The organism is Tsukamurella sp. USMM236, from assembly GCF_037148755.1.
Lineage (GTDB): Bacteria > Actinomycetota > Actinomycetes > Mycobacteriales > Mycobacteriaceae > Tsukamurella.
Genome location: NZ_JBBCSS010000002.1, coordinates 456,960 through 475,588 on the forward strand (window position 1 = coordinate 456,960; position 18,629 = coordinate 475,588).

An 18,629-nucleotide genomic window follows, 5' to 3' on the forward strand; every position below is an offset into this window, starting at 1 on the left:
GTCGGACATCATGGCGACAACGATTCTCTCCCCGTCGCGGGCCGCACAGGGCCCGCCGACGGACACCTCCGCGGCACCGGTACGTCTCGTGCCGCGGCGCCGCCCCGGACGATGGATCGCGGCCGCCGTCGTGGCCGTCCTCGGCGCGATGTTGGTGCACACGCTCGTCACCAATGAGCGTTTCGAATGGCCCACGGTCGCCCACTACTTCACGCAGGAGGCGGTTCTCAAGGGCCTGTGGCTCACGCTGTGGCTCACCGCGATCACCTTCGCTGCCGGCTTCGTGCTCGGGATCGGGCTCGCGGCGATGCGGCTGTGGGGCGGCCCGGTGCTCCAGACGGTGTCCTTCGTCTTCGTCTGGCTCGTGCGGTCCGTCCCGCCGTTGGTGCTGCTGCTCTTCTGGTTCCAGCTCGCTTCGCTGTACCCGACACTGTCGCTGGGCATCCCGTTCGGGCCCGAGTTCGTCACGTTCAACACCACCCACCTGATCGGCGGGCTGGTCGCAGCGTTCATCGCGCTCACCATCGACGTGGCCGCGTTCGCCGCCGAGATCGTGCGCGGCGGCCTCGTCTCGGTGGACCCGGGCCAGACGGAGGCCGCGCGGTCGCTGGGCCTGAGCCCGCGCCGCATCTTCCGCCGGATCGTCCTCCCACAGGCGATGCCCGCCATCATCCCCGCGTCCGGCAACCTGCTGATCGGGCTGCTCAAGTCCACGTCGCTGGTCAGCGTCATCGCCGTGACCGATCTGCTGTACTCGGTGCAGTTGGTCTACAACCAGAACTTCAAGGTGATGCCGCTGCTGCTGGTGGCGACCATCTGGTACATCGTGATCACCTCCGTGCTGGCCGTGGGCCAGTACTTCATCGAGCGCCGGTTCAACCGGGGCCGACGGGACGCCCGCCCGTTCCGCGAGATCCTCGCCGACGCGGCCCGCCTGCGGCCCCGGCTCCCCCGCACCGTCCGCACGACGGGAGACCGGGCATGAGCGCGATCGAGGTCCGCGGGCTCCGGAAGTCCTTCGGCGGCACCGAGGTGCTGCGCGGCGTCGACCTGGACGTCGCGCAGGGCGAGGTCGCCATCATCCTCGGCCCCTCCGGGTCCGGGAAGTCGACGCTGCTCCGCTGCATCAACCACCTGGAGCGCCCCGATGACGGGTACGTCCGCGTCAATGACGACCTGATCGGCTACCGCGAGGCCGGCCTCCGCGGCGATGCCACCGTGCTCCGCGAACTGCACCCCCGGGACGTGGCGCGCCAACGCCGCCGCATCGGCATGGTCTTCCAGCAGTTCAACCTGTTCCCGCACTTCACCGTCCTGGAGAACCTCACCGAGGGGCAGCTCGCCACCGGCGTCTCCCCCGCCGAAGCCGCCGAGCGCGGACGCGAGCTCCTCGCCCGCGTCGGGCTCGCGGGCCGCGAAAAGGCGTACCCGTCGCAGCTCTCGGGCGGCCAGCAGCAGCGCGTCGCGATCGCCCGCACCCTGGCCATGCGTCCCGACGTCGTGCTCTTCGACGAGCCCACCTCGGCGCTCGACCCGGAGCTGGTCGGCGAGGTGCTGGCCGTGATCCGGGACCTCGCGGAGTCGGGCATGACCCTCGTCGTGGTGACGCACGAGATCGGCTTCGCCCGCGACGTCGCCGACACCGTGATCTTCATGGACGACGGCCGCATCGTCGAGACCGGCCGGCCCGACGCGATCTTCGCCGATGCCGAGCACCCCCGCACCCGCGAATTCCTCGCGGCCGTGCGCTGATCCCCCGCTAGATCCGAGTCCAAGGAGACCCCATGCGCAGCCGCGCCCTGCTCGCCCTGCCCCTGATCGCCGCCGCCACGCTCCTCTCGGCGTGCGGCGGCTCGTCCGATCCGGCGGCACAGAGCTCGAGCTACCCGATCCCGACGCAGGACGTCGTGTCGTCCGTCGCGGTGGACCCCGCCTCCCAGGCGCTGCTGCCGGCCGGCACGAAGGAGCTGACGCTGGGGCTCACCCGGCAGCCCGGCATCAACAACCTGCCGCACGCCGGGGAGGTCCCCGACGGCAACCCGGTGGGCCTGGACGTGGACCTCCGCAACGCCGTCGCCAAGGCCCTCGGCGTGACCTGGAAGCAGGAGATCGGGACCTTCTCCACGATCATCCCGGGCGTCCAGAACGGCCGGTACCAGGTGGGCCAGGGCAACTTCGGCGTCACCAAGCCGCGCCTCGAGGTCGTCGACTTCGCGACCTACCTCAACGACGGCCAGTCCTTCGTCGGCTCGTCGAACTCCGGTCTGACGAGCGTGAAGACGCTGGAGGACCTGTGCGGCAAGAAGATCGTCACGGGCTCGGGCACCACCTTCCAGCAGATCCTGGAGAAGGGCGTCGACCAGTGCACGTCGAAGGGCAAGCCCGCGTACACCGTCCAGTACCTCGACGACCAGGGCGCCGTGATCCTCAGCCTGCAGAACAACAAGGTGGACGCCTACTTCGGGCCGACGCTCTCGCTGCGCTACCTGGTGGACAAGGTGCCCGGCACGAAGTTCCTCGGTGAGTACTCCACCACCGTGGTCGGTTTCGTGACGGCCAAGGGCTCCCCCATCGCGCCCGCGATCTCGCAGGCGATCAACACGCTCATCGCGCGCGGCGAGTACCAGCGGCTCTTCGAGAAGTGGAAGGTCCCGACCTCGGCACTGCCGAAGTCCGAGATCAACCCGACCGCGGGGTTCTGACCGATGGCGATCGAGTCGCTGGCCTTCCTCACGCCGGGCAACTACGTCGACGACGATCCCGCCTCCGGTCTCGAGGACACGCTGCGCCTCATCGAATTCGGCGAGCGCCTGGACTACCGCGGCGCCTGGGTGCGCCAGCGCCACCTCGAGCACGGCATCTCCTCCGCGGCCGTGTTCCTCGGGGCGGCCTCGCAGCGCACGTCGACCATCGAGCTGGGCACCGCGGTGATCCCGATCGGCTACGAGAACCCGTTCCGCTTGGCCGAGGACCTGTCGCTCGCGGACGCCCTCTCCCGGGGCAGGCTGCAGCCCGGCTTCTCCACCGGGATGCCGCATGCGGACCTGCTCGCCGACGTCGTCTTCGAGGGCGACTGGCGCACCTTCGAGTTCGGGCACGCGCGGGTGGCGCGCACCGTCGAGCACCTGCGCGGCGCGTACCTCGGCGACGAGACCGCACGGATCGAGTCCCCCGGCAACGTGCAGCGGCCCCGGCTGCAGCCGCACACCCCCGGCCTGGCGGACCGCTCCTGGTACGGCGGAACCTCGCTCGGCTCGTCGCGGTGGACCGGCGAGGCCGGCCTGCACCTGCTGACCGGCAACATCGTCTCGGCCGCGGGCATCGACTCCGAAGACTTCGGCACGGTCCAGGCCACCCTCATCGACGCCTTCCGCGCCGCCGGCGGGGCCGGCAAGCGGGTCGCCGTCGGACGGGTGATCGTGCCGACGGACAGCGCGGACCGGGCCACCGTCGCGCGGTACCGGGAGTACGCGCGGTCGCGTTACGAGCGGACGCTGACGCCACACGGCGACAAGCGCACGCTGTTCGCCGAGGATCTCGTGGGGCCGATCGCGGAGATCGCCGAGCGGCTCGGCGCCGACCCCGCGTTCTCCCCGGAATCCGGGCCGGTCACCGAGTTCCGTCTGGAACTGCCGTACGAGTTCGACGTGCGCGACTACGAGCAGATCCTCACCGACGCACGCGGCCTGCTGCCCGCCCTGTCGTCGGCGGCCTGACCGGATCGGTCACAGGCCCTAGGCGCTACGTGGTGGCGATGATCGGTGTCATGGCACCTTGCCTGATGACGCGGTCGCTGGTCGCGATCGCCAGCCCCCGACGCGTGGCCTGGGCGACGATCATGCGGTCGAACGGGTCTCGATGCTCCCAATTGAGCTGCCCTGCCAGGGTTGCGTCCGCCGAGTCCATCGCCAGCTCCTGCGCCGCCATGGACTCCAGCGTCTCCTTCCAGCTCGAGAGGATTCCCGATCCGTCGAGGCGACCGAGGCGAGTCTTGATCGCGATCTCCCAGGCGGAAGCGGCCGAAACGAACAGGTCGTTGCCGGGATCCCCGACCACGGCGAGCGCCTGTGGGGCGACCAGCTCAGGCGACTTGACCAGCCACAGAAGAGCGTTGGTGTCGAGCAGGACGGCGGTCACGAAGCGGAATCCCAGGCGTCGAGCTCATCGTAGGGAAGGGGCTCATCGAAGTCGTCAGGGATGGTGAGGCCGGGGAACTGTCCGAACGTGCGCGTCCGAGGACTCGCGGGCGAGATGACCGCCACCGCGCGGCCGTGCGAGGTGACGGTGATCGGACTGCCTGTCCGCTCGACCTCGGCGAGCACGGCGTTCAGCTTGGCCTTCGCCTCAGTGCTGGTGATGGTGCGCATGAGCTCATCTTACACTTATCGGACCAGTGCTACTAGTCCGACTGGCGCAAGTGGACTACGTGTGCGTCTCCCGAAGGGTCCGGACGAGGTTCTTCTGGATCTTGCCGGTCGCGGTCTTCGGAAGGGCGTCGACGAAGACGATCTCCTTGGGCGCCTTGAACCCCGCGAGGTTCTGCCGGGCGTAGTCGAGGAGGGCGTCACCGTCGGCCTCGCCCGACGGAGACGTCACGACGAAGGCCGTCACCGCCTCGCCCCAGCGCTCGTGCGGGGTGCCGACGACGGCGACCTCGGCGACCGCGTCGTGGCCGAGCAGGACGCGCTCGACCTCCACCGAGGAGACGTTCTCGCCGCCCGACTTGATGATGTCCTTCGCGCGGTCGGTGAAGTAGACGACGCCCTCGTCGTCCAGGTATCCGATGTCGCCGCCGTGGAACCAGCCGTGCGCGAAGGCCTCCGTGTTCGCCGCGGCGTTGTTCCAGTAACCCTCCATGAGCTGCGGTGCGCGGTAGACGATCTCGCCGACATCACCCGGCGGGAGCAGCGCACCGTCGTCGCCCATGATCGCGACGTCGGTCGAGACGGTCGCCGGGCCCCAGGAGTCGTCCTTGACGCCCTGGTGGCCGGTCCACTGCACCTCGGACGCCGGGGTCGTCTCCGTCTGCCCGGAACCGAGAATGATGGCGGCGCCGGGGAACCGGGCCCGCAACGCCGTCAGCAGCTCGGCCGGCATCGGCGCCATCGCGTACAGGCCGGTGAGGAGCGACGCGGTGTTCTCGTCGGTGAGTTCGGGGCGGGTGAGCAGGGCCGCCCACATCATCGGCAGCAGCGTCAGGTGCGTGACCCGGTGGTCGACGAAGGCGCCCGCGAGCGCGGCCGGGTCGAAGCCGCGCAGGAGGACCGCGGTGCCACCGGTGACGAGCATCGGCATGAGCAGGGCGTCGAGAGCGGTGACGTGGAAGAGCGGCAGCGCGATCGGCTGCACCGCCGGCTGCACGTCGGGCCGCACGCCGAGCGCGACCGCGGAGGACAGCGCCGAGATGTGCACCGCGACATGGCTGGTGACCACACCCTTCGGCCGGGCCGTGGTCCCCGAGGTGTACAGGCAGTGCAGGATGTCCCGGTCCTCGACGATCGTCTCCACGACGGCGTCGTCCGCGTCGGGCAGGTCGGCGAAGGCGGTCGACGGGACGCCGCCCACCTCGGCGGGCAGCACGCCGCCGCCGTTGGCCACGATGTGGACGGCCTCGACCCGGTGGTCGGCGGCTTCGAGGGCCGCGGTGAGCGCGGGCGCGAAGACGTCCTCGGTGATGACGGCGCGGACGCCGCTGTCGCCGAGCTGGTACGCGACGTCGCCCGGTCCCAGCAGCAGGTTCAGCGGCATCGCCACGACGCCGAGCTTCGCGCACGCGAACAGGGAGACCACGAACTCCCACCGGTTCTGCAGCTGCAGGGCGATCGCGTCGCCGCGGCCGTACCCGCGTGCCTGGAGGCCCCGGGCGAGGGCGTTCGAGCGGCTCTCCAGCTCGCGGTAGGTCACCGTCGTGCCGCCGTCGACGAGCGCGATGCGATCGCCGAAGGAGCGGGCGGCGCGGGTGGGCAGGTCGCCCAGGCACACGCGGTGGGTGAGGTTGACCACGAGGGGGTCGACACCGGACAGATCGGGACGCATCGCACGGCTCATGGCCGCACGCTAACCGGTTCGAGCCGGGCGCGCGAGGCAATCCAGTGAAGAGGCGCTAACCGGCGCGCTGCGCCCCCGACGCCGTCCCCGGGACGGGCAGGCCGAGGTGATCGCGGAGGGTGGTGCCCGCGTACTCGGTACGGAAGGCCCCCCGCTCCTGCAGCAGCGGGACCACGCCGTCGATGAACTCGTCCAACCCGGTGGGCGTGAGATGCGGAACCAGGATGAAGCCGTCGGCGGCGTCGGCCTGGATGTAGGTGTCGATCTCGTCGGCCACCTGCTGGGCCGTCCCCACGAACTGCGGCCGGGTGTTGAGCTCGATGACCAGCTCGCGGATGGAGAGGCCGCCGGCCTCGGCCCGGGCGCGGTAGGTGGCGACGATCTCGCGGGGATCGGCGTGCAGCACGCGGCCCTGCACCGCCGGGGCGTCGTAGACCGGATCCACGTCGGGCAGCGGACCGTCGGGGTCGAAGGATTGCAGTTCCCGGCCCCATACCTGCTCGAGGAAGTTCAGCGCGGTCTGCGGGCTGACCTGCCGGCGCCGGATGTCGCGCGCCTTCTCCTGCGCCTCGTCCGGCGTATCACCGACGACGGCGGCGGCACCTGGGAAGACCTTGAGGTGGTCAGGATTCCGGCCGCGGTCGGCGGCGCGACGCTTGACGTCGGCGTAGAAGGTGCGGCCGCTCTCGAGCGAGCCGTGCCGGGTGAAGATCGCGTCGGCCTGCGCCGCGGCGAAGTCGCGTCCCTCGCCGGAGTCCCCCGCCTGCAGCAGGACGGGGTGCCCCTGCGGCGACGGTGGCAGCGGCGCGGTGCCGCGCACGTCGAACTGCGCCCCGTGGTGCACGACGTCGCGGTCGCCCCACCCGTCCCAGAACTTCCGCGCGACGGTCACGAACTCGTCGGCGCGGTGGTACCGGTCCGCGTGCGCGAGGTATCCCCCGCGGCGGAAGTTCTCGCCTGTGAAGGCGTCGGAGCTGGTGACCATATTCCAGGCCGCGCGGCCGCCACTGAGGTGATCGAGCGTGCCGAACTGCCGCGCCACGTCGAAGGGCTCGTTGAAGGTCGTGTTGATGGTGCCCGCGAGGCCGATCCGGTCGGTGACGGCGGCCAGCGCGGCGAGCACCGTGAACGTGTCCGGGCGGCCCACGACATCGAGGTCGTGGATCCGGCCGAGGTGCTCGCGCAACCGCAGCCCCTCGGCGAGGAAGAAGAAGTCGAACTTGGCGCGCTCGGCCGCGCGCGCGAGGTGGACGAAGGAGTCGAACTCCACCTGGCTGCGGGCCGCGGGATCCGACCACACCGTGTTGTGATTGACGCCGGGGAAGTGCGCGGCGAGGTGAATCGGCTTGCGGTGCACGCCCTCCCGGACGGGGACGTCGGCGCGGTCGGCGGTCACAGGAGGCCCCATTCCTTGGCCAGGAGTTCGTGGCTGCGCAGCCGCGCGGCGTGATCGTGGGTGACCGAGGTGATCACCAGCTCGTCGGCACCGGTGCGCTCGACGAGGGCACGCAACCCGTCGGCGACGCGGCCGGGCTCGCCGACGAACTGGGTGTCGGTCCGGTCGGCGACCTTCGCGCGCTCCTCGTCGCTGAGGCCGGCGCTGTCGCGCGGGTAGGCGATCGCGCCGGTGCCGTAGCGGATCGAGTGCACCCAGGCGGGGAAGCCGGCAGCGAGCTCCCGCGCCTGGGCGTCGGTGTCGCCGACCACCACGTCGGCGCTCACCACGAGGTGCGGCGCCGCGAGGCGGTCGGAGGGCCCGAAGGCCTCGCGGTAGGCCCGCGCCGCCTCCAACGTGCTGGAGGGGCTGACGTGGTAGTTGGCGACGAAGGGCAGGCCACGGGCACCGGCGAGCTGCGCGCTCTCCCCCGCACTGCTGCCGAAGATCCACACGGGCGCGTCCCGGGCCGCCTCCGCGACCGGGGAGCGCAGCGCGTGCCCGTCGGCGGTGAACGTGCCGCCGACCAGGTCGAGGACGTCCTCGACCTGCTGGGTGTAGCTCGGGGGCTCGGCCTTCGGGTGGTAGAGCTGTTCGTAGCCGGCGACGATCGCGGGGTTCGGCGCGGGCGCTCCCGGCGGGGGCGTCCGCAGGCGCTGGCCGGTCCGGCCGAGGCCGATGTCCACCCGGCCGGGATGCAGCGCGGCCAGCACGCCGAAGGCGTCGGCGACGGCGGGCGCAGTGGTGAAGCCGATGAGCACCGCCGCGGAGCCGACGCGGATCCGGCTCGTGCGGGCCAGGATCTCGCCGATCAGCACGGCCGGGGCGGCGCTCGCGACGTGCGCGAAGTGGTGCTCGGCGACCCAGTACCGGCCGTAGCCCCAGTCCTCGGCGCGGCGCGCGAGGTCCAGGGTGTTGCGCAGCGCGTCCGACGGTGTGCCGCCGTCCGGGATGGGCGCGAGGTCGAGGACGTTCAGCCCGGTCATCAGGCTCCCTTCACAGCGGCGAAACGGTTGACCGCGGGTGCGAGGCCGAGGATCTCGCGGAAAGTTCCTGTCCGCGGGGCTCCGGGGAGGAGCGGCGCGAACGCGGAGCGCAGGCGGGGCAGGTCGACGGCGTTGACGCCGGGGCGCAGGCGGGCACCGTCGAAGCCGAGGGACTGCCACGCGGAGACGGTGCGCGCCAGGGACTCCCCCGTCCCGGCGAAGACGAGCGTGTCGTCGTCCGCGGGCTCGCGCCGGTCCAGCTTCTCGATGCGGCGCAGCGCGGTCCGCTCCGAGTCGGCGAGGTGGACGGTGACGTCCACCAGCAGCAGCGGGACGCCGGCGGCGCGGAGCCGCCGGGCGGTCTCGGCGAGCTGATCGTCGGGTGCCGCGGGGACGATCGCGACGTCGGCGTCCGCGGCCACGGACTCGGAGGCGGCGTCGGTGACCCGCGCTATCACGGGAGGCCGCCCCTGCGGGGGCCGCGGCGTGATCGACGGTCCCTTGACGGCGAAGTTCTCGCCCTGGAAGTCGATGTAGTGCAGCCGGTCCCGGTCGACGAACCGGCCGGTGGCGAGGTCCTTGACGATGGCCTCGTCCTCCCAGCTGTCCCAGAGGTCCTGCAGCACCTCGATGTACTCGCGGGCCTCGGCGGCGCGCGACGCCGCGTCCTGCGGCGCCTTCCGGCCGAAGAGGGCCGCGTCGGCCGCGTCGCCCGTGGTGGCGGGGAGCACGCCGGCGCGACCGCCGCTGACGTAGTCGAGCGTCGCGATCGCCTTCGAGGCGTGGAAGGGCTCGGTATGGGTCGCGGTCACCGTGGGGACCAGGCCGATCCGCGGGACCGCGGGCGCCACGCGCGCGGCGAGCAGGGTGGCGTCGAACCGGCCGGTGAGGCGGTCGCGGGCGGTGAGCGAGAAGGAGTCCTCGAAGGTCACGAGGTCGGCGGCGGCCACCTCCGCGGAGCGGGCCAGCCCAACCCAGTGCTCCGCGGAGGTGGCCTCCAGTGGATCCGCGCCGACCTCCGCGAACGCTGCGGGATGCCAGCCGAACGGCTCCAGGGCTATCCCGAGGACAGGGCGTGAGGTCGGTGCGGTCACGGATTCGACGGTATGCCGCGCGGTTTCGTCTGTGACCCCTTGCGCTCACCGTGGATCCAAGGGAATCGGGCGGCGGCGTTCGCCGAATATGAAGATCGCACGAAGATTCCCTGCCATTCGCCACCGCACGCGGCCCGCGAGGACGCACACTGCGATCATGAACACTCCGATCACCGGCGCCGGAGACGCGACGGCACCCGCAGCAGCGGGCAAGGCAGCCAGGAAGCAGGCGCCCCGCAGCGCCATCGGGGTGTGGAATCCCGAGACCCGGGGCCACGATGCACTGGAGACGATCCTCGCGCAGAACGCGATCCGCGACACCGCCCTCCTGCCCATCCGGCACGGCCGCATGGCGGCGTCACCCTGGACCTACTACCGCGGCGCCGCCGCGGTCATGGCGGCGGACCTCGCGTCCGCACCGCACACGGACCTGCAGGTGCAGCTCTGCGGCGACGCGCACGTCCTCAACTTCGGCATGTGGCGCAGCCCCGAGCGCAACCTCCTGTTCGATCTCCGCGACTTCGACGAGACCCTGCCCGGGCCCTTCGAATGGGACGTCAAGCGGTTCCTCACCAGCCTGGTCATCCTCGCCGAGAGCAACGGGCTCACCTCGGAGGTCGCCCGCGAGGCGGTGCGCCGCGGCTACCAGGGCTATCGCGAGTGGATCTCGACGTACGCCTCGTGGCCGGAGCTGGACATCTGGTACGACAACGTCGACGTCACGCAGCTCGCCGAGTATCTCGCGCCCGACGACGAGCATCGGGTGGAGGAGCAGATCGAGAAGCGCGCCGACAAGCGTTCCCAGCGCGGGGCCCTCAAGAAGTTCACACAGTTGGTCGACGGGACCCGCCAGATCATCGAGGATCCGCCGTACCGCACGCACGCCCTCAGCGAGTACGCGGAACAGCTCGACACGATCGTCACGCAGTACCGCGAGAGCATCGCCGACCACATCGCGCACCTGTGGTCGCGCTACGACCTCGTCGACGCCGTCCAGCAGGTGGTCGGCGTCGGCAGCGTCGGCATGCGGGTGTTCCTCACGCTGAGCGAGGAACGCCGCACGGGCGACGCGCTGTTCCTCCAGGTCAAACAGGCCGGCCCCTCCGTCTACGAACAGTTCCTGGGGCCTAGCCGGTACTCGACCCACGGGGCGCGGGTGGTGCAGGGGCAACGCCTCATCCAGGCCTCCACGGACATGTTCGTCGGCTGGACCTCGATCGACGGGATGGACTACTACGTCCGGCAGTTCCGGGACGGCAAGGTGATCCCCGACGGCGCCGTCATCGCGCCCCGGCTCCCGGCGTTCGCCGAGGCCTGCGGCCACGTCCTCGCCCGCGCCCACGCCCGCAGCGGCGACGCCGCGCAGATCGACGGCTACTTGGGCGCCGCTCCGCGCGTGGCCGACGCCTTCACCGACTTCGCGTTCGCGTACGCCGAGCAGAACAGTCGCGACCATGCCCAGTTGGCGGACGCCGTCGCCGCCGGAACGGTTCCGGCCGCACCGGGCTGGCCCTAGGTCGCGAACCCCGCGAACAGCGCGGCGGCGATCATCGGCGGGCCGTGGGGCACCGTGCGGTCGCGGGTGGTGAGCGCCCAGGCCAGCGTGACCAGCTGCGCGCCGAGGATCACCAGGATTACCGCGGGGACGCCACCCGACCAGGCGACGGCGGCACCGAGGGCCGGCGCCAGCTTCACATCGCCCGCACCCATGCCGCGCGCGAGGAAGGCGGCGCCGTTCACCGCGGTCCAGACGGCGGCTCCGACCAGCGGGGCGGAGTCACCGTCTAACACGGCCCAGAGCGAGCCGGCGAGAGCGACGCTCGCGGCGGGCAGGGTCAGGACGTTCGGGAGCCTCCGTTCCCGCACGTCGAACCAGCACAGCGCGGCGCACCACGCCAGGAAGACACCCCCGAAGAGCCCCCACTCCACGGGGCCAGTGTGTCAGGCCTGCAGGGCCTCGCGCAGCGCATCGGGAATCGGGATGGAGCCCGAGCCGTCGGCGGCGATCACGGCGTAGACGATCCGCCCGGCGACGGCCTCGGTCGGCTCGCCGGCGTCGAGATCGGTGACGAAGACGAACTCGATCGTGAAGCTCTTCGTGCCGATCCTGCCGGTCCGCATGACGAGCTCGGTGTCGCCCTCGTCGGTCAGCCCCGCGGCGTAGTCGAGCTCGACGTGCACCACCTGCGAGTCGTAGCCCGCGGCGATCATCGCCTCGTACGGCGTGCCGCGATCGGCGTAGAACTCGCCGATCGCCGTGTCGACGTAGCCGAGGTACCACATGTTGAACATGACGCCCTGGCGGTCGATCTCGTAGTACCGCGGCCGGAAGCGGTAGCGGAAGTCGGTGCTCATCGGGCCTCCCTCGCGGCGGCGAGCGCCGTCGCCATCGCCTCCCGCGGCGCGGGCCTGCCGGTGAACCACTCCGCCTGCCGGAAGGCCTGGTGCAGCAGCATCGTCAGGCCGCCGGCGGTGCGCGCGCCCTTCGACTCCGCGGCGGCGACGAGCAGTGTCGGCCACGGGTCGTAGGCCACGTCCGCGACGGCGGGCGCCGCCGACGACAGCGCGTCCATCAGCGGGAAGTCGTCGGGCTGGGCGGCGCCGGGCAGCGTGGAGACGACCACGTCGGCCCGCGGAACCGCCGCCGCGGTGAGCGGCGCCCAGGCGGCCGTCAGCCCGAAGGCCTCGGCGCACGCGAGCGCGCCCTGCGCCCTCTCCTCCGAGCGGGCGAGCACCGTCGTGCGGGTGAAACCCCGCTCGGCGAGCGCGGCGAACACCGGGCGGGCCGTGCCGCCCGCGCCGACGACGACCGCGGACTCCCCCGCAGCGCCGCACTCGGCGAGGAGGCCGGCAGCGCCGTCGACGTCCGTGCAGTCGGCGAGCCAGCCCGACTCCGTACGGACCAGGGTGTTGGCGGAGCCGACCGTGACGGCGCGCTCGGTGCGCTCGTCGGCGAACTCCAGCGCCGCGAACTTGCCCGGCATTGTGACCGACAGGCCGACCCACTCGGGGCCGAGACCGCCGACGAGGCCGGGCAGCGCCTCCGCGTCGCACTCGATCCGCTCGTAGGTCCAGTCCAGGCCGAGCGCGGCGAAGGCCGCGCCGTGCAGGACGGGCGAGAGCGAGTGGGTGATCGGCTTGCCGAGGACGGCGGCGCGCCGCGTCACGGACCGCAGCCGACGGTGAGGAACTTGGTGTCGCACGCCTTCTGCCGATTGCGCTCGTGCTGGGCGAAGTCGTCGGTGAACAGCGTGGTGCCCTTGCTGTCGACGGTGACGAAGTACAGCCACGGCCCGGGCGCGGGGTTCTCCGTCGCGACCAGCGCGTCGGTGCCGACGGCGCCGATCGGCGTGGCCGGCAGGCCCGTCTTGGCGTAGGTGTTCCACTCGGTCTTCTTGAGCAGTTTCTCGCCCGCGACGTCGATGCCGGTGACGGCCTCGCCGTAGTTGACCGTCGAGTCCATCTCGAGCTTCTGGTTCTTCGCGAGACGGTTGAGGATCACCCGCGCGACCTTCGGGTAGTCGTCGGCCTGGTTGACCTCGCGCTCGACGATCGACGCCGAGACCAGCACCTGGTACGGCGCCAGCTTCGCGGGGGACGTCCGGCTCGCGGTGAGCAGGCCCTGCGCCTCGTACTGCTTGGCCGATGCGGTGATGAGCTGCTTGAGGATGGCGGTCGGCGTCCCCGCGGGATCGATCTGGTCCCAGACGCCGGGCGCGATGAGGCCCTCGATGCGGCGGTGATCGCCCTTGAGCCGGGTGACGGTGGCGGCGGCCCACTCCGGGACGCCCAGGTCGGCGACCGACGCGGCGGAAGCGACCTTGACGAACTCGGCCTTCGGAGTCTGCTTCTTCACGCCGTCGACGGTGTGCGCGGTGGCGGCGGAGAGCTGGCTGAAGATGCCCTGCGCGACCTTGTTGTCCTTGCTGCGCTTGTCGTCGAGGACGGCGCCGGCGGAGACGTTGAGCATGCCCACGCGGTGCGACCGCGCCGGGTCGACCAGCATGGTGACGACCTCCGACGCCGGCAGCGACTTGCGCAGCTCGTAGTAGCCCGCGGAGATCGGCTTGTCGCCCGCCGCCTGGTTGAACGCGCCCACGGACTTCACCACGCCCGCGTCCACGAGGTTCTGCGCGAAGTCGGAGTTGTTCTGGCCCTCGATGTGGACCACGACCTCGGGACCCGCCTGCCCGGAGGCGTAATCCTCGGGCGTGGAGCCGCCGCCGAACAGGGAGCCGCGCACCGTCCACAGCACGCCGCCGATGACGACCAGGAAGACGACGATCAGCGACAGCAGCGCGACGCGGCGACGGCGCTTGATCCGCTCGCGCTGCGCCGCGCGGCGCCGCTCCGAGCGGGTGGACCGCTGTTCGCCGACCGCCACCGGATCGGCGCGCTCGTTGTTCCAGCCGTCGCTCACTCGTCGACCTCCTCGGGACCGGACACCGGCCTCCGCTCGTCGAGCCATCCCTGGAGGATGGCCACCGCGGCGGCCTGATCGATCACCGCTCGCTGCTCCTTCGCCCGCACCCCGTTCTCGCGCAGCGCCCGCTGCGCCGTGACGGTGGTGAAGCGCTCATCGAAAAAACATACCCGGGGCGGCGTCGTGCTCGCGGCACCGAGAACCCCGGCGAGCCGCCGCGCGAAACCCTCGGCCATCTTCGCCGACGCGCCGTGCTCCCCGCGGAGGGTGCGCGGCATGCCGATCACGATCTCGACCGGCTCGTAATCGACCACGAGCTGCGCGATCCGGCGCAGGTCCGACCCGTCCTTCGCGGCGCGCACCGTCTCGACCGGCGTCGCGAGGATCCCGTCGGGGTCGCAGACGGCCACCCCGATGCGGGCCTTGCCCACGTCGAGGGCCAGCCGCCGGCCCCGCTCCCAGGCGGGCTCCGCGCCGCTCACCGTCAGGCGCCGACCGTCCGCGCGACCTCGGCCCGGACCGCGGTGAGGGCACCGTCGACCCCGGAGGCGTCCGAACCCGCGCCCTGCGCCATGTCGGCCTTGCCGCCGCCACGGCCGCCCACGGACGGCGCCGCGGCCTTGACCACGTCGCCGGCCTTGACGCCCAGGTCCTGGGCGGCGTCGTTGGCGGCCACCACGAACGGGACCTTGTCGCCGTCGACCGCGAACAGCGCGATGACGGCGGGCTCGGCGCCGAGCCGGCCCTTGAGCTGGGTGACCAGGCCGCGGAGCTCGCCCGCGGTGACGCCCTGCGGGGCCTTCGCGGCCACGAGGCGGACCGCGCCGACGCGCTCCGGCGACGAGGCCAGCTCGGCCAGCGCCGAGAGGGCGGCCTGCGCGCGGAGCTTCTCCAGCTCCTTCTCGGCGTCCTTGAGGCGGGTGACCAGCGACTCGACGCGAGCGGGCACCTCCTCGGAGGGCACCTTGAGCGAGCTGGACAGCGCCGAGACGAGCGCGTGCTCCTTGGCGAGGTACTTCTGCGAGTCGAGGCCCACGTACGCCTCGACGCGCCGCACGCCGGAGCCCACGGAGCTCTCGCCGAGCACGGTGACGGGGCCGACGAGGCCCGAGCTGGCGACGTGCGTGCCGCCGCACAGCTCCATCGAGAACGGGCCGCCGATCTCCACGACGCGCACCTGATCGCCGTAGTTCTCGCCGAACAGCGCCATCGCGCCGCGCCGCTTGGCGGTCTCCAGGTCCGTGACATCGGTGTGCACCGCGTAGTCGGCCTGGACGGCCTCGTTGGTGACGCGCTCGATGTCGGTGCGCTGGTCGCCGTTCAGGCCTCCGGACCAGCGGAAGTCGAACCGCAGGTAGCCGGGCTTGTTGAGCGAGCCCGCCTGGACGGCGTTGGGGCCGAGCACCTGGCGCAGCGCGGCGTGCACGAGGTGGGTGCCGGAGTGGCCCTGGGTGCTGCCGTGGCGGTGGCCCGCGTCGGCGGCGACGGTGACGGTGTCGCCCTCGGAGACCTCGCCGGAGGCGACGGTGCCCTGGTGGCGCCACAGCGTCTTGGCGACGCGCTGCACGTCGGTGACGACGATCTGCGCGCCGGCGGCCGTGGTGATGGTGCCGATGTCGGAGAGCTGGCCGCCGGCCTCGGCGTAGAGCGGGCTGCGATCGAGCACGATCTCCACGTCGTCGCCCTGGTGCACGACGGGCACGCGGACGCCGTCCTTGACCAGGCCGAGCACCTGGGCGTCGGAGACCAGCTCGTCGAAGCCGGTGAACTCGGTGGGACCACGGTCGAGGAACTCGCGGAACACCGAGAGGTCGGCGAGCGCCGACTTGCGGGAGTTCGCGTCGTCCTTGGCGCGCTGGCGCTGCTCGGCCATGAGGCCGCGGAAGCCCTCCTCGTCGACCTGCAGGCCGGCCTCGGCGGCCATCTCCAGCGTGAGGTCGATCGGGAAGCCGTAGGTGTCGTGCAGGGTGAAGGCGTCGTCGCCGGAGAGCACCGTCTTCCCGGAGGACTTGGTGGCGTCGACGGCGTTGCCGAACAGGGTGGTGCCCTGCTCCAGGGTCTTGAGGAAGGCCTGCTCCTCGCCGGTGGCGACGGTGCGGATCCGCTGCGCGTCGTCGGCGAGCTCGGGGTACGACGGCGTCATCGTCGAGATGACGGTGTCGACGAAGTCGCCCATGGTCTCGCCGGTGGCGCCGAGGAGGCGGGCCGAGCGGACGACGCGGCGCAGCAGGCGGCGCAGCACGTAGCCGCGGCCGTCGTTGCCGGGGTTCACGCCGTCCTGGATGAGCATGACGGCGGTGCGGGTGTGGTCGGCGATGACGCGGAACAGGCGGTCGTGCTCGGCGTCGCCGGCGTTGTAGCGCTGGCCGGTGAGCTCCTGCGCGCGATCGATCACGGGGCGCAGCAGGTCGGTGTCGTAGACGTTGTCGACGCCCTGCAGCAGGAACGCGACGCGCTCGACGCCCATGCCGGTGTCGATGTTCTTCTTCGGCAGCTCGCCGAGGATCTCGAAGTTCTCCTTGCCGCCGCCCTGGCCCCGCTCGTTCTGCATGAAGACGAGGTTCCAGATCTCGATGTAGCGGTCCTCGTCGGCCTCGGGGCCACCCGGGGCGCCGTACTCGGGGCCGCGGTCGTAGAAGATCTCCGAGCACGGGCCGGCGGGGCCGGGGATGCCCATCGACCAGTAGTTGTCCTTCATGCCGCGGCGCTGGATGCGCTCGGGGACCTGGCCGACCTCGAGCCACAGGTCGCGGGCCTCGTCGTCGTCGAGGTAGACCGTCGACCACAGGCGCTCGGGATCCATCCCGAAGCCGCCGTCCTCGACGGGGTTCGTCAGCAGCGACCAGGCGAACCGGATGGCGTCGCGCTTGAAGTAGTCGCCGAAGCTGAAGTTGCCGGCCATCTGGAAGAAGGTGTTGTGCCGCGTGGTGATGCCCACCTCTTCGATGTCCAGGGTGCGGACGCACTTCTGGATCGACGTGGCGCGGTCGTACGGCGGGGTCTGCTGGCCCAGGAAGAACGGCACGAAGGGCACCATGCCCGCGATCACGAACAGCTGATTCGGGTCGTTCAGCACCAGCGATGCACTCGGCACCTGGGTGTGTCCGGCCTTGACGAAGTGGTCCGTGAACCGCTTCCGAATCTCATGGGTCTGCACAGCGATCCTTCGCGTTCTGAGTGTCTTCGAGCGTTACAGCGACCCAACCACCTTACCGACGCGCCGACACCCGGCGCACGTGCGTTCCTCGGCCCGGTCCGGCCGTCGCGTCACCGACGCCGGAGGATCCCGCGCAGCCGGGTCACCCGCGGGCCGATCTCCCGCTCGAAACCGTGATCGGTGGGGGCGTAGTAGTCGACACCGACCAGGTCGTCGGGCGGGTACTGCTGCGCGGCGACGCCGCCCGGGACCCCGTGCGGGTAGACGTAGCCCTGGGCGTTGCCCAGCTTCTCCGCGCCGGCGTAGTGGCCGTCGCGCAGGTGCGGCGGCACCGGCCCGGCCTTGCCGGCCGCCACGTCGCCCATCGCGGCGCCGATCGCCGCGACGACCCCGTCGGACTTGGGCGCCGAGGCAAGATGGATCGTGGCCTGCGCCAGCGCGAGCCGCGCCTCGGGCATGCCGATGAGCTGGACCGCCTGCGCCGCGGCAGTCGCGACGAGCAGCGCCTGCGGGTCGGCCATGCCGATGTCCTCGGAGGCGTGCACGACGAGGCGGCGGGCGATGAACCGCGGGTCCTCGCCCGCCGAGATCATCCGGGCGAGGTAGTGCAGCGCCGCGTCGACGTCGGAGCCGCGGATCGACTTGATGAAGGCACTGATCACGTCGTAGTGCTGGTCGCCCGCCCGGTCGTACCGCACGGCGGCGGTGTCGATCGACGACTCGACGGCCTCCAGGGTGATCTCGTCGCCGCCCTCGCCCAGCGTCACGTCCGCGGCCGCCTCGAGCGCGGTGAGCGAGCGCCGGGCGTCGCCGCCGGCCAGGCGCACGAGGTGCTCGCGGGCCTCGTCGGCGATGGTGAGCGCGCCGTCGTAGCCCCGCGGGTCCGACAGGGCGCGGTCGATGAGCTCGGAGATGTGTGAGGGCTCGAGCGGGCGCAGTTGCAGGATGAGGGAGCGCGAGAGCAGCGGCGAGACCACCGAGAAGCTGGGGTTCTCGGTGGTGGCCGCGACGAGCAGCACGACGCGGTTCTCCACGGCCGCGAGCAGTGCGTCCTGCTGCGCCTTGGAGAACCGGTGCACCTCGTCGATGAAGAGCACCGTCTGCTCGTCGACGAGGAGGCGGCGGCGGGCCAGCTCGATGACGGCGCGCACGTCCTTGACGCCCGCCGAGAGGGCGGACAGCGCCTCGAACCGGCGGCCCGTCGCGCCGGAGATGAGCGAGGCGATCGTCGTCTTGCCGGTGCCGGGCGGGCCGTACAGGATCACGCTGGCCGCGCCCGCACCGTCGATGAGCCGGCGCAGCGGCGTCCCGGGGCCGAGCAGGTGCTCCTGCCCGAGCACCTCGTCGAGGTCGCGGGGCCGCATGCGGACCGCGAGCGGCGTGCCCGCGTGGGTGGGGACGAACTCGACCGGTCCCCGGGACGGGGGTGCTTCGGGTGGCGCTCCGAGGTCCCCGTCGTCGCCGAACAGGGAGCCGGTCACCGGGT

The 18,629-nt window shown here is 71.8% G+C and carries 18 protein-coding genes; 5 read left to right on the top strand and 13 right to left on the bottom strand.

Annotated elements, in window-relative coordinates; all coding sequences use genetic code 11:
* Positions 1–10: 10 nt before the first annotated feature.
* The 4 genes from WFK95_RS08085 to WFK95_RS08100 are packed head-to-tail and all read left to right on the top strand — an operon-like array spanning position 11 to position 3,716.
* Positions 11–985: an amino acid ABC transporter permease gene (locus tag WFK95_RS08085; RefSeq protein WP_336670403.1), complete on the top strand. Its 975-nt coding sequence runs from the start codon at positions 11–13 to the stop codon at positions 983–985.
* On the top strand, positions 982–1,752 hold the full coding sequence (locus tag WFK95_RS08090) for an amino acid ABC transporter ATP-binding protein (protein ID WP_224645029.1): 771 nt from the start codon (positions 982–984) through the stop codon (positions 1,750–1,752). Before WFK95_RS08085 ends, WFK95_RS08090 begins: the two co-directional genes overlap by 4 nt.
* Positions 1,753–1,784: 32 nt before the next feature.
* On the top strand, positions 1,785–2,702 hold the full coding sequence (locus WFK95_RS08095; protein WP_224645028.1) for an ABC transporter substrate-binding protein: 918 nt from the start codon (positions 1,785–1,787) through the stop codon (positions 2,700–2,702).
* A 3-nt stretch (positions 2,703–2,705) separates the two neighbouring features.
* Positions 2,706–3,716, top strand: coding sequence for an LLM class flavin-dependent oxidoreductase (locus WFK95_RS08100; RefSeq protein ID WP_336670404.1), 1,011 nt, complete (start codon positions 2,706–2,708; stop codon positions 3,714–3,716).
* A 25-nt stretch (positions 3,717–3,741) separates the two neighbouring features.
* Here the strand turns inward: WFK95_RS08100 and WFK95_RS08105 are convergent, their stop codons facing one another.
* Genes WFK95_RS08105 through WFK95_RS08130 form a run of 6 tightly spaced genes read right to left on the bottom strand, consistent with a single transcriptional unit; the run spans position 3,742 to position 9,563 of the window.
* Positions 3,742–4,137, bottom strand: a complete 396-nt coding sequence (locus WFK95_RS08105) for a type II toxin-antitoxin system VapC family toxin (RefSeq protein WP_224645026.1) — start codon at positions 4,135–4,137, stop codon at positions 3,742–3,744.
* Positions 4,134–4,367 carry a type II toxin-antitoxin system Phd/YefM family antitoxin gene (locus WFK95_RS08110; protein ID WP_336670405.1) on the bottom strand — a complete coding sequence of 78 codons (234 nt, stop codon included), beginning with the start codon at positions 4,365–4,367 and terminating at the stop codon, positions 4,134–4,136. The genes WFK95_RS08105 and WFK95_RS08110 overlap by 4 nt, the downstream gene beginning before the upstream one ends.
* A gap of 55 nt (positions 4,368–4,422) precedes the next feature.
* Positions 4,423–6,048 carry a class I adenylate-forming enzyme family protein gene (locus tag WFK95_RS08115; protein ID WP_336670406.1) on the bottom strand — a complete coding sequence of 542 codons (1,626 nt, stop codon included), beginning with the start codon at positions 6,046–6,048 and terminating at the stop codon, positions 4,423–4,425.
* A gap of 55 nt (positions 6,049–6,103) precedes the next feature.
* On the bottom strand, positions 6,104–7,456 hold the full coding sequence (locus WFK95_RS08120) for an LLM class flavin-dependent oxidoreductase (RefSeq protein ID WP_336670407.1): 1,353 nt from the start codon (positions 7,454–7,456) through the stop codon (positions 6,104–6,106).
* The gene (locus WFK95_RS08125) at positions 7,441–8,472 is read right to left on the bottom strand and encodes an MsnO8 family LLM class oxidoreductase (RefSeq protein ID WP_336670718.1); all 1,032 of its coding nucleotides are present in this window, start codon (positions 8,470–8,472) and stop codon (positions 7,441–7,443) included. Before WFK95_RS08125 ends, WFK95_RS08120 begins: the two co-directional genes overlap by 16 nt.
* On the bottom strand, positions 8,469–9,563 hold the full coding sequence (locus WFK95_RS08130; protein WP_336670408.1) for an LLM class flavin-dependent oxidoreductase: 1,095 nt from the start codon (positions 9,561–9,563) through the stop codon (positions 8,469–8,471). Before WFK95_RS08130 ends, WFK95_RS08125 begins: the two co-directional genes overlap by 4 nt.
* Before the next feature lie 157 nt (positions 9,564–9,720).
* Between WFK95_RS08130 and WFK95_RS08135 the strand changes: the two genes are divergently transcribed.
* The gene (locus WFK95_RS08135; protein ID WP_336670409.1) at positions 9,721–11,079 is read left to right on the top strand and encodes a DUF2252 domain-containing protein; all 1,359 of its coding nucleotides are present in this window, start codon (positions 9,721–9,723) and stop codon (positions 11,077–11,079) included.
* Here WFK95_RS08135 and WFK95_RS08140 read toward each other — a convergent pair.
* From WFK95_RS08140 to WFK95_RS08170, 7 genes are all read right to left on the bottom strand, one after another.
* Complete coding sequence (locus tag WFK95_RS08140) at positions 11,076–11,492, bottom strand: A24 family peptidase (RefSeq protein WP_336670410.1); 417 nt, start codon at positions 11,490–11,492, stop codon at positions 11,076–11,078. The genes WFK95_RS08135 and WFK95_RS08140 overlap by 4 nt on opposite strands.
* A 12-nt stretch (positions 11,493–11,504) precedes the next feature.
* Positions 11,505–11,918 carry an acyl-CoA thioesterase gene (locus tag WFK95_RS08145; RefSeq protein WP_224645018.1) on the bottom strand — a complete coding sequence of 138 codons (414 nt, stop codon included), beginning with the start codon at positions 11,916–11,918 and terminating at the stop codon, positions 11,505–11,507.
* Entirely contained in the window at positions 11,915–12,739 is an 825-nt protein-coding gene (locus tag WFK95_RS08150; protein ID WP_336670719.1) for a shikimate dehydrogenase, read from the bottom strand. Before WFK95_RS08150 ends, WFK95_RS08145 begins: the two co-directional genes overlap by 4 nt.
* On the bottom strand, positions 12,727–13,983 hold the full coding sequence (locus tag WFK95_RS08155; RefSeq protein WP_224645017.1) for an endolytic transglycosylase MltG: 1,257 nt from the start codon (positions 13,981–13,983) through the stop codon (positions 12,727–12,729). The genes WFK95_RS08150 and WFK95_RS08155 overlap by 13 nt, the downstream gene beginning before the upstream one ends.
* On the bottom strand, positions 13,980–14,468 hold the full coding sequence (gene ruvX / locus WFK95_RS08160; protein WP_224645016.1) for a Holliday junction resolvase RuvX: 489 nt from the start codon (positions 14,466–14,468) through the stop codon (positions 13,980–13,982). Before ruvX ends, WFK95_RS08155 begins: the two co-directional genes overlap by 4 nt.
* A 2-nt stretch (positions 14,469–14,470) precedes the next feature.
* The gene (gene alaS, locus WFK95_RS08165) at positions 14,471–17,143 is read right to left on the bottom strand and encodes an alanine--tRNA ligase (RefSeq protein ID WP_336670411.1); all 2,673 of its coding nucleotides are present in this window, start codon (positions 17,141–17,143) and stop codon (positions 14,471–14,473) included.
* Positions 17,144–17,253: 110 nt separating this feature from the next.
* Positions 17,254–18,624 carry a replication-associated recombination protein A gene (locus WFK95_RS08170; protein WP_224645014.1) on the bottom strand — a complete coding sequence of 457 codons (1,371 nt, stop codon included), beginning with the start codon at positions 18,622–18,624 and terminating at the stop codon, positions 17,254–17,256.
* Positions 18,625–18,629: the final 5 nt, after the last annotated feature.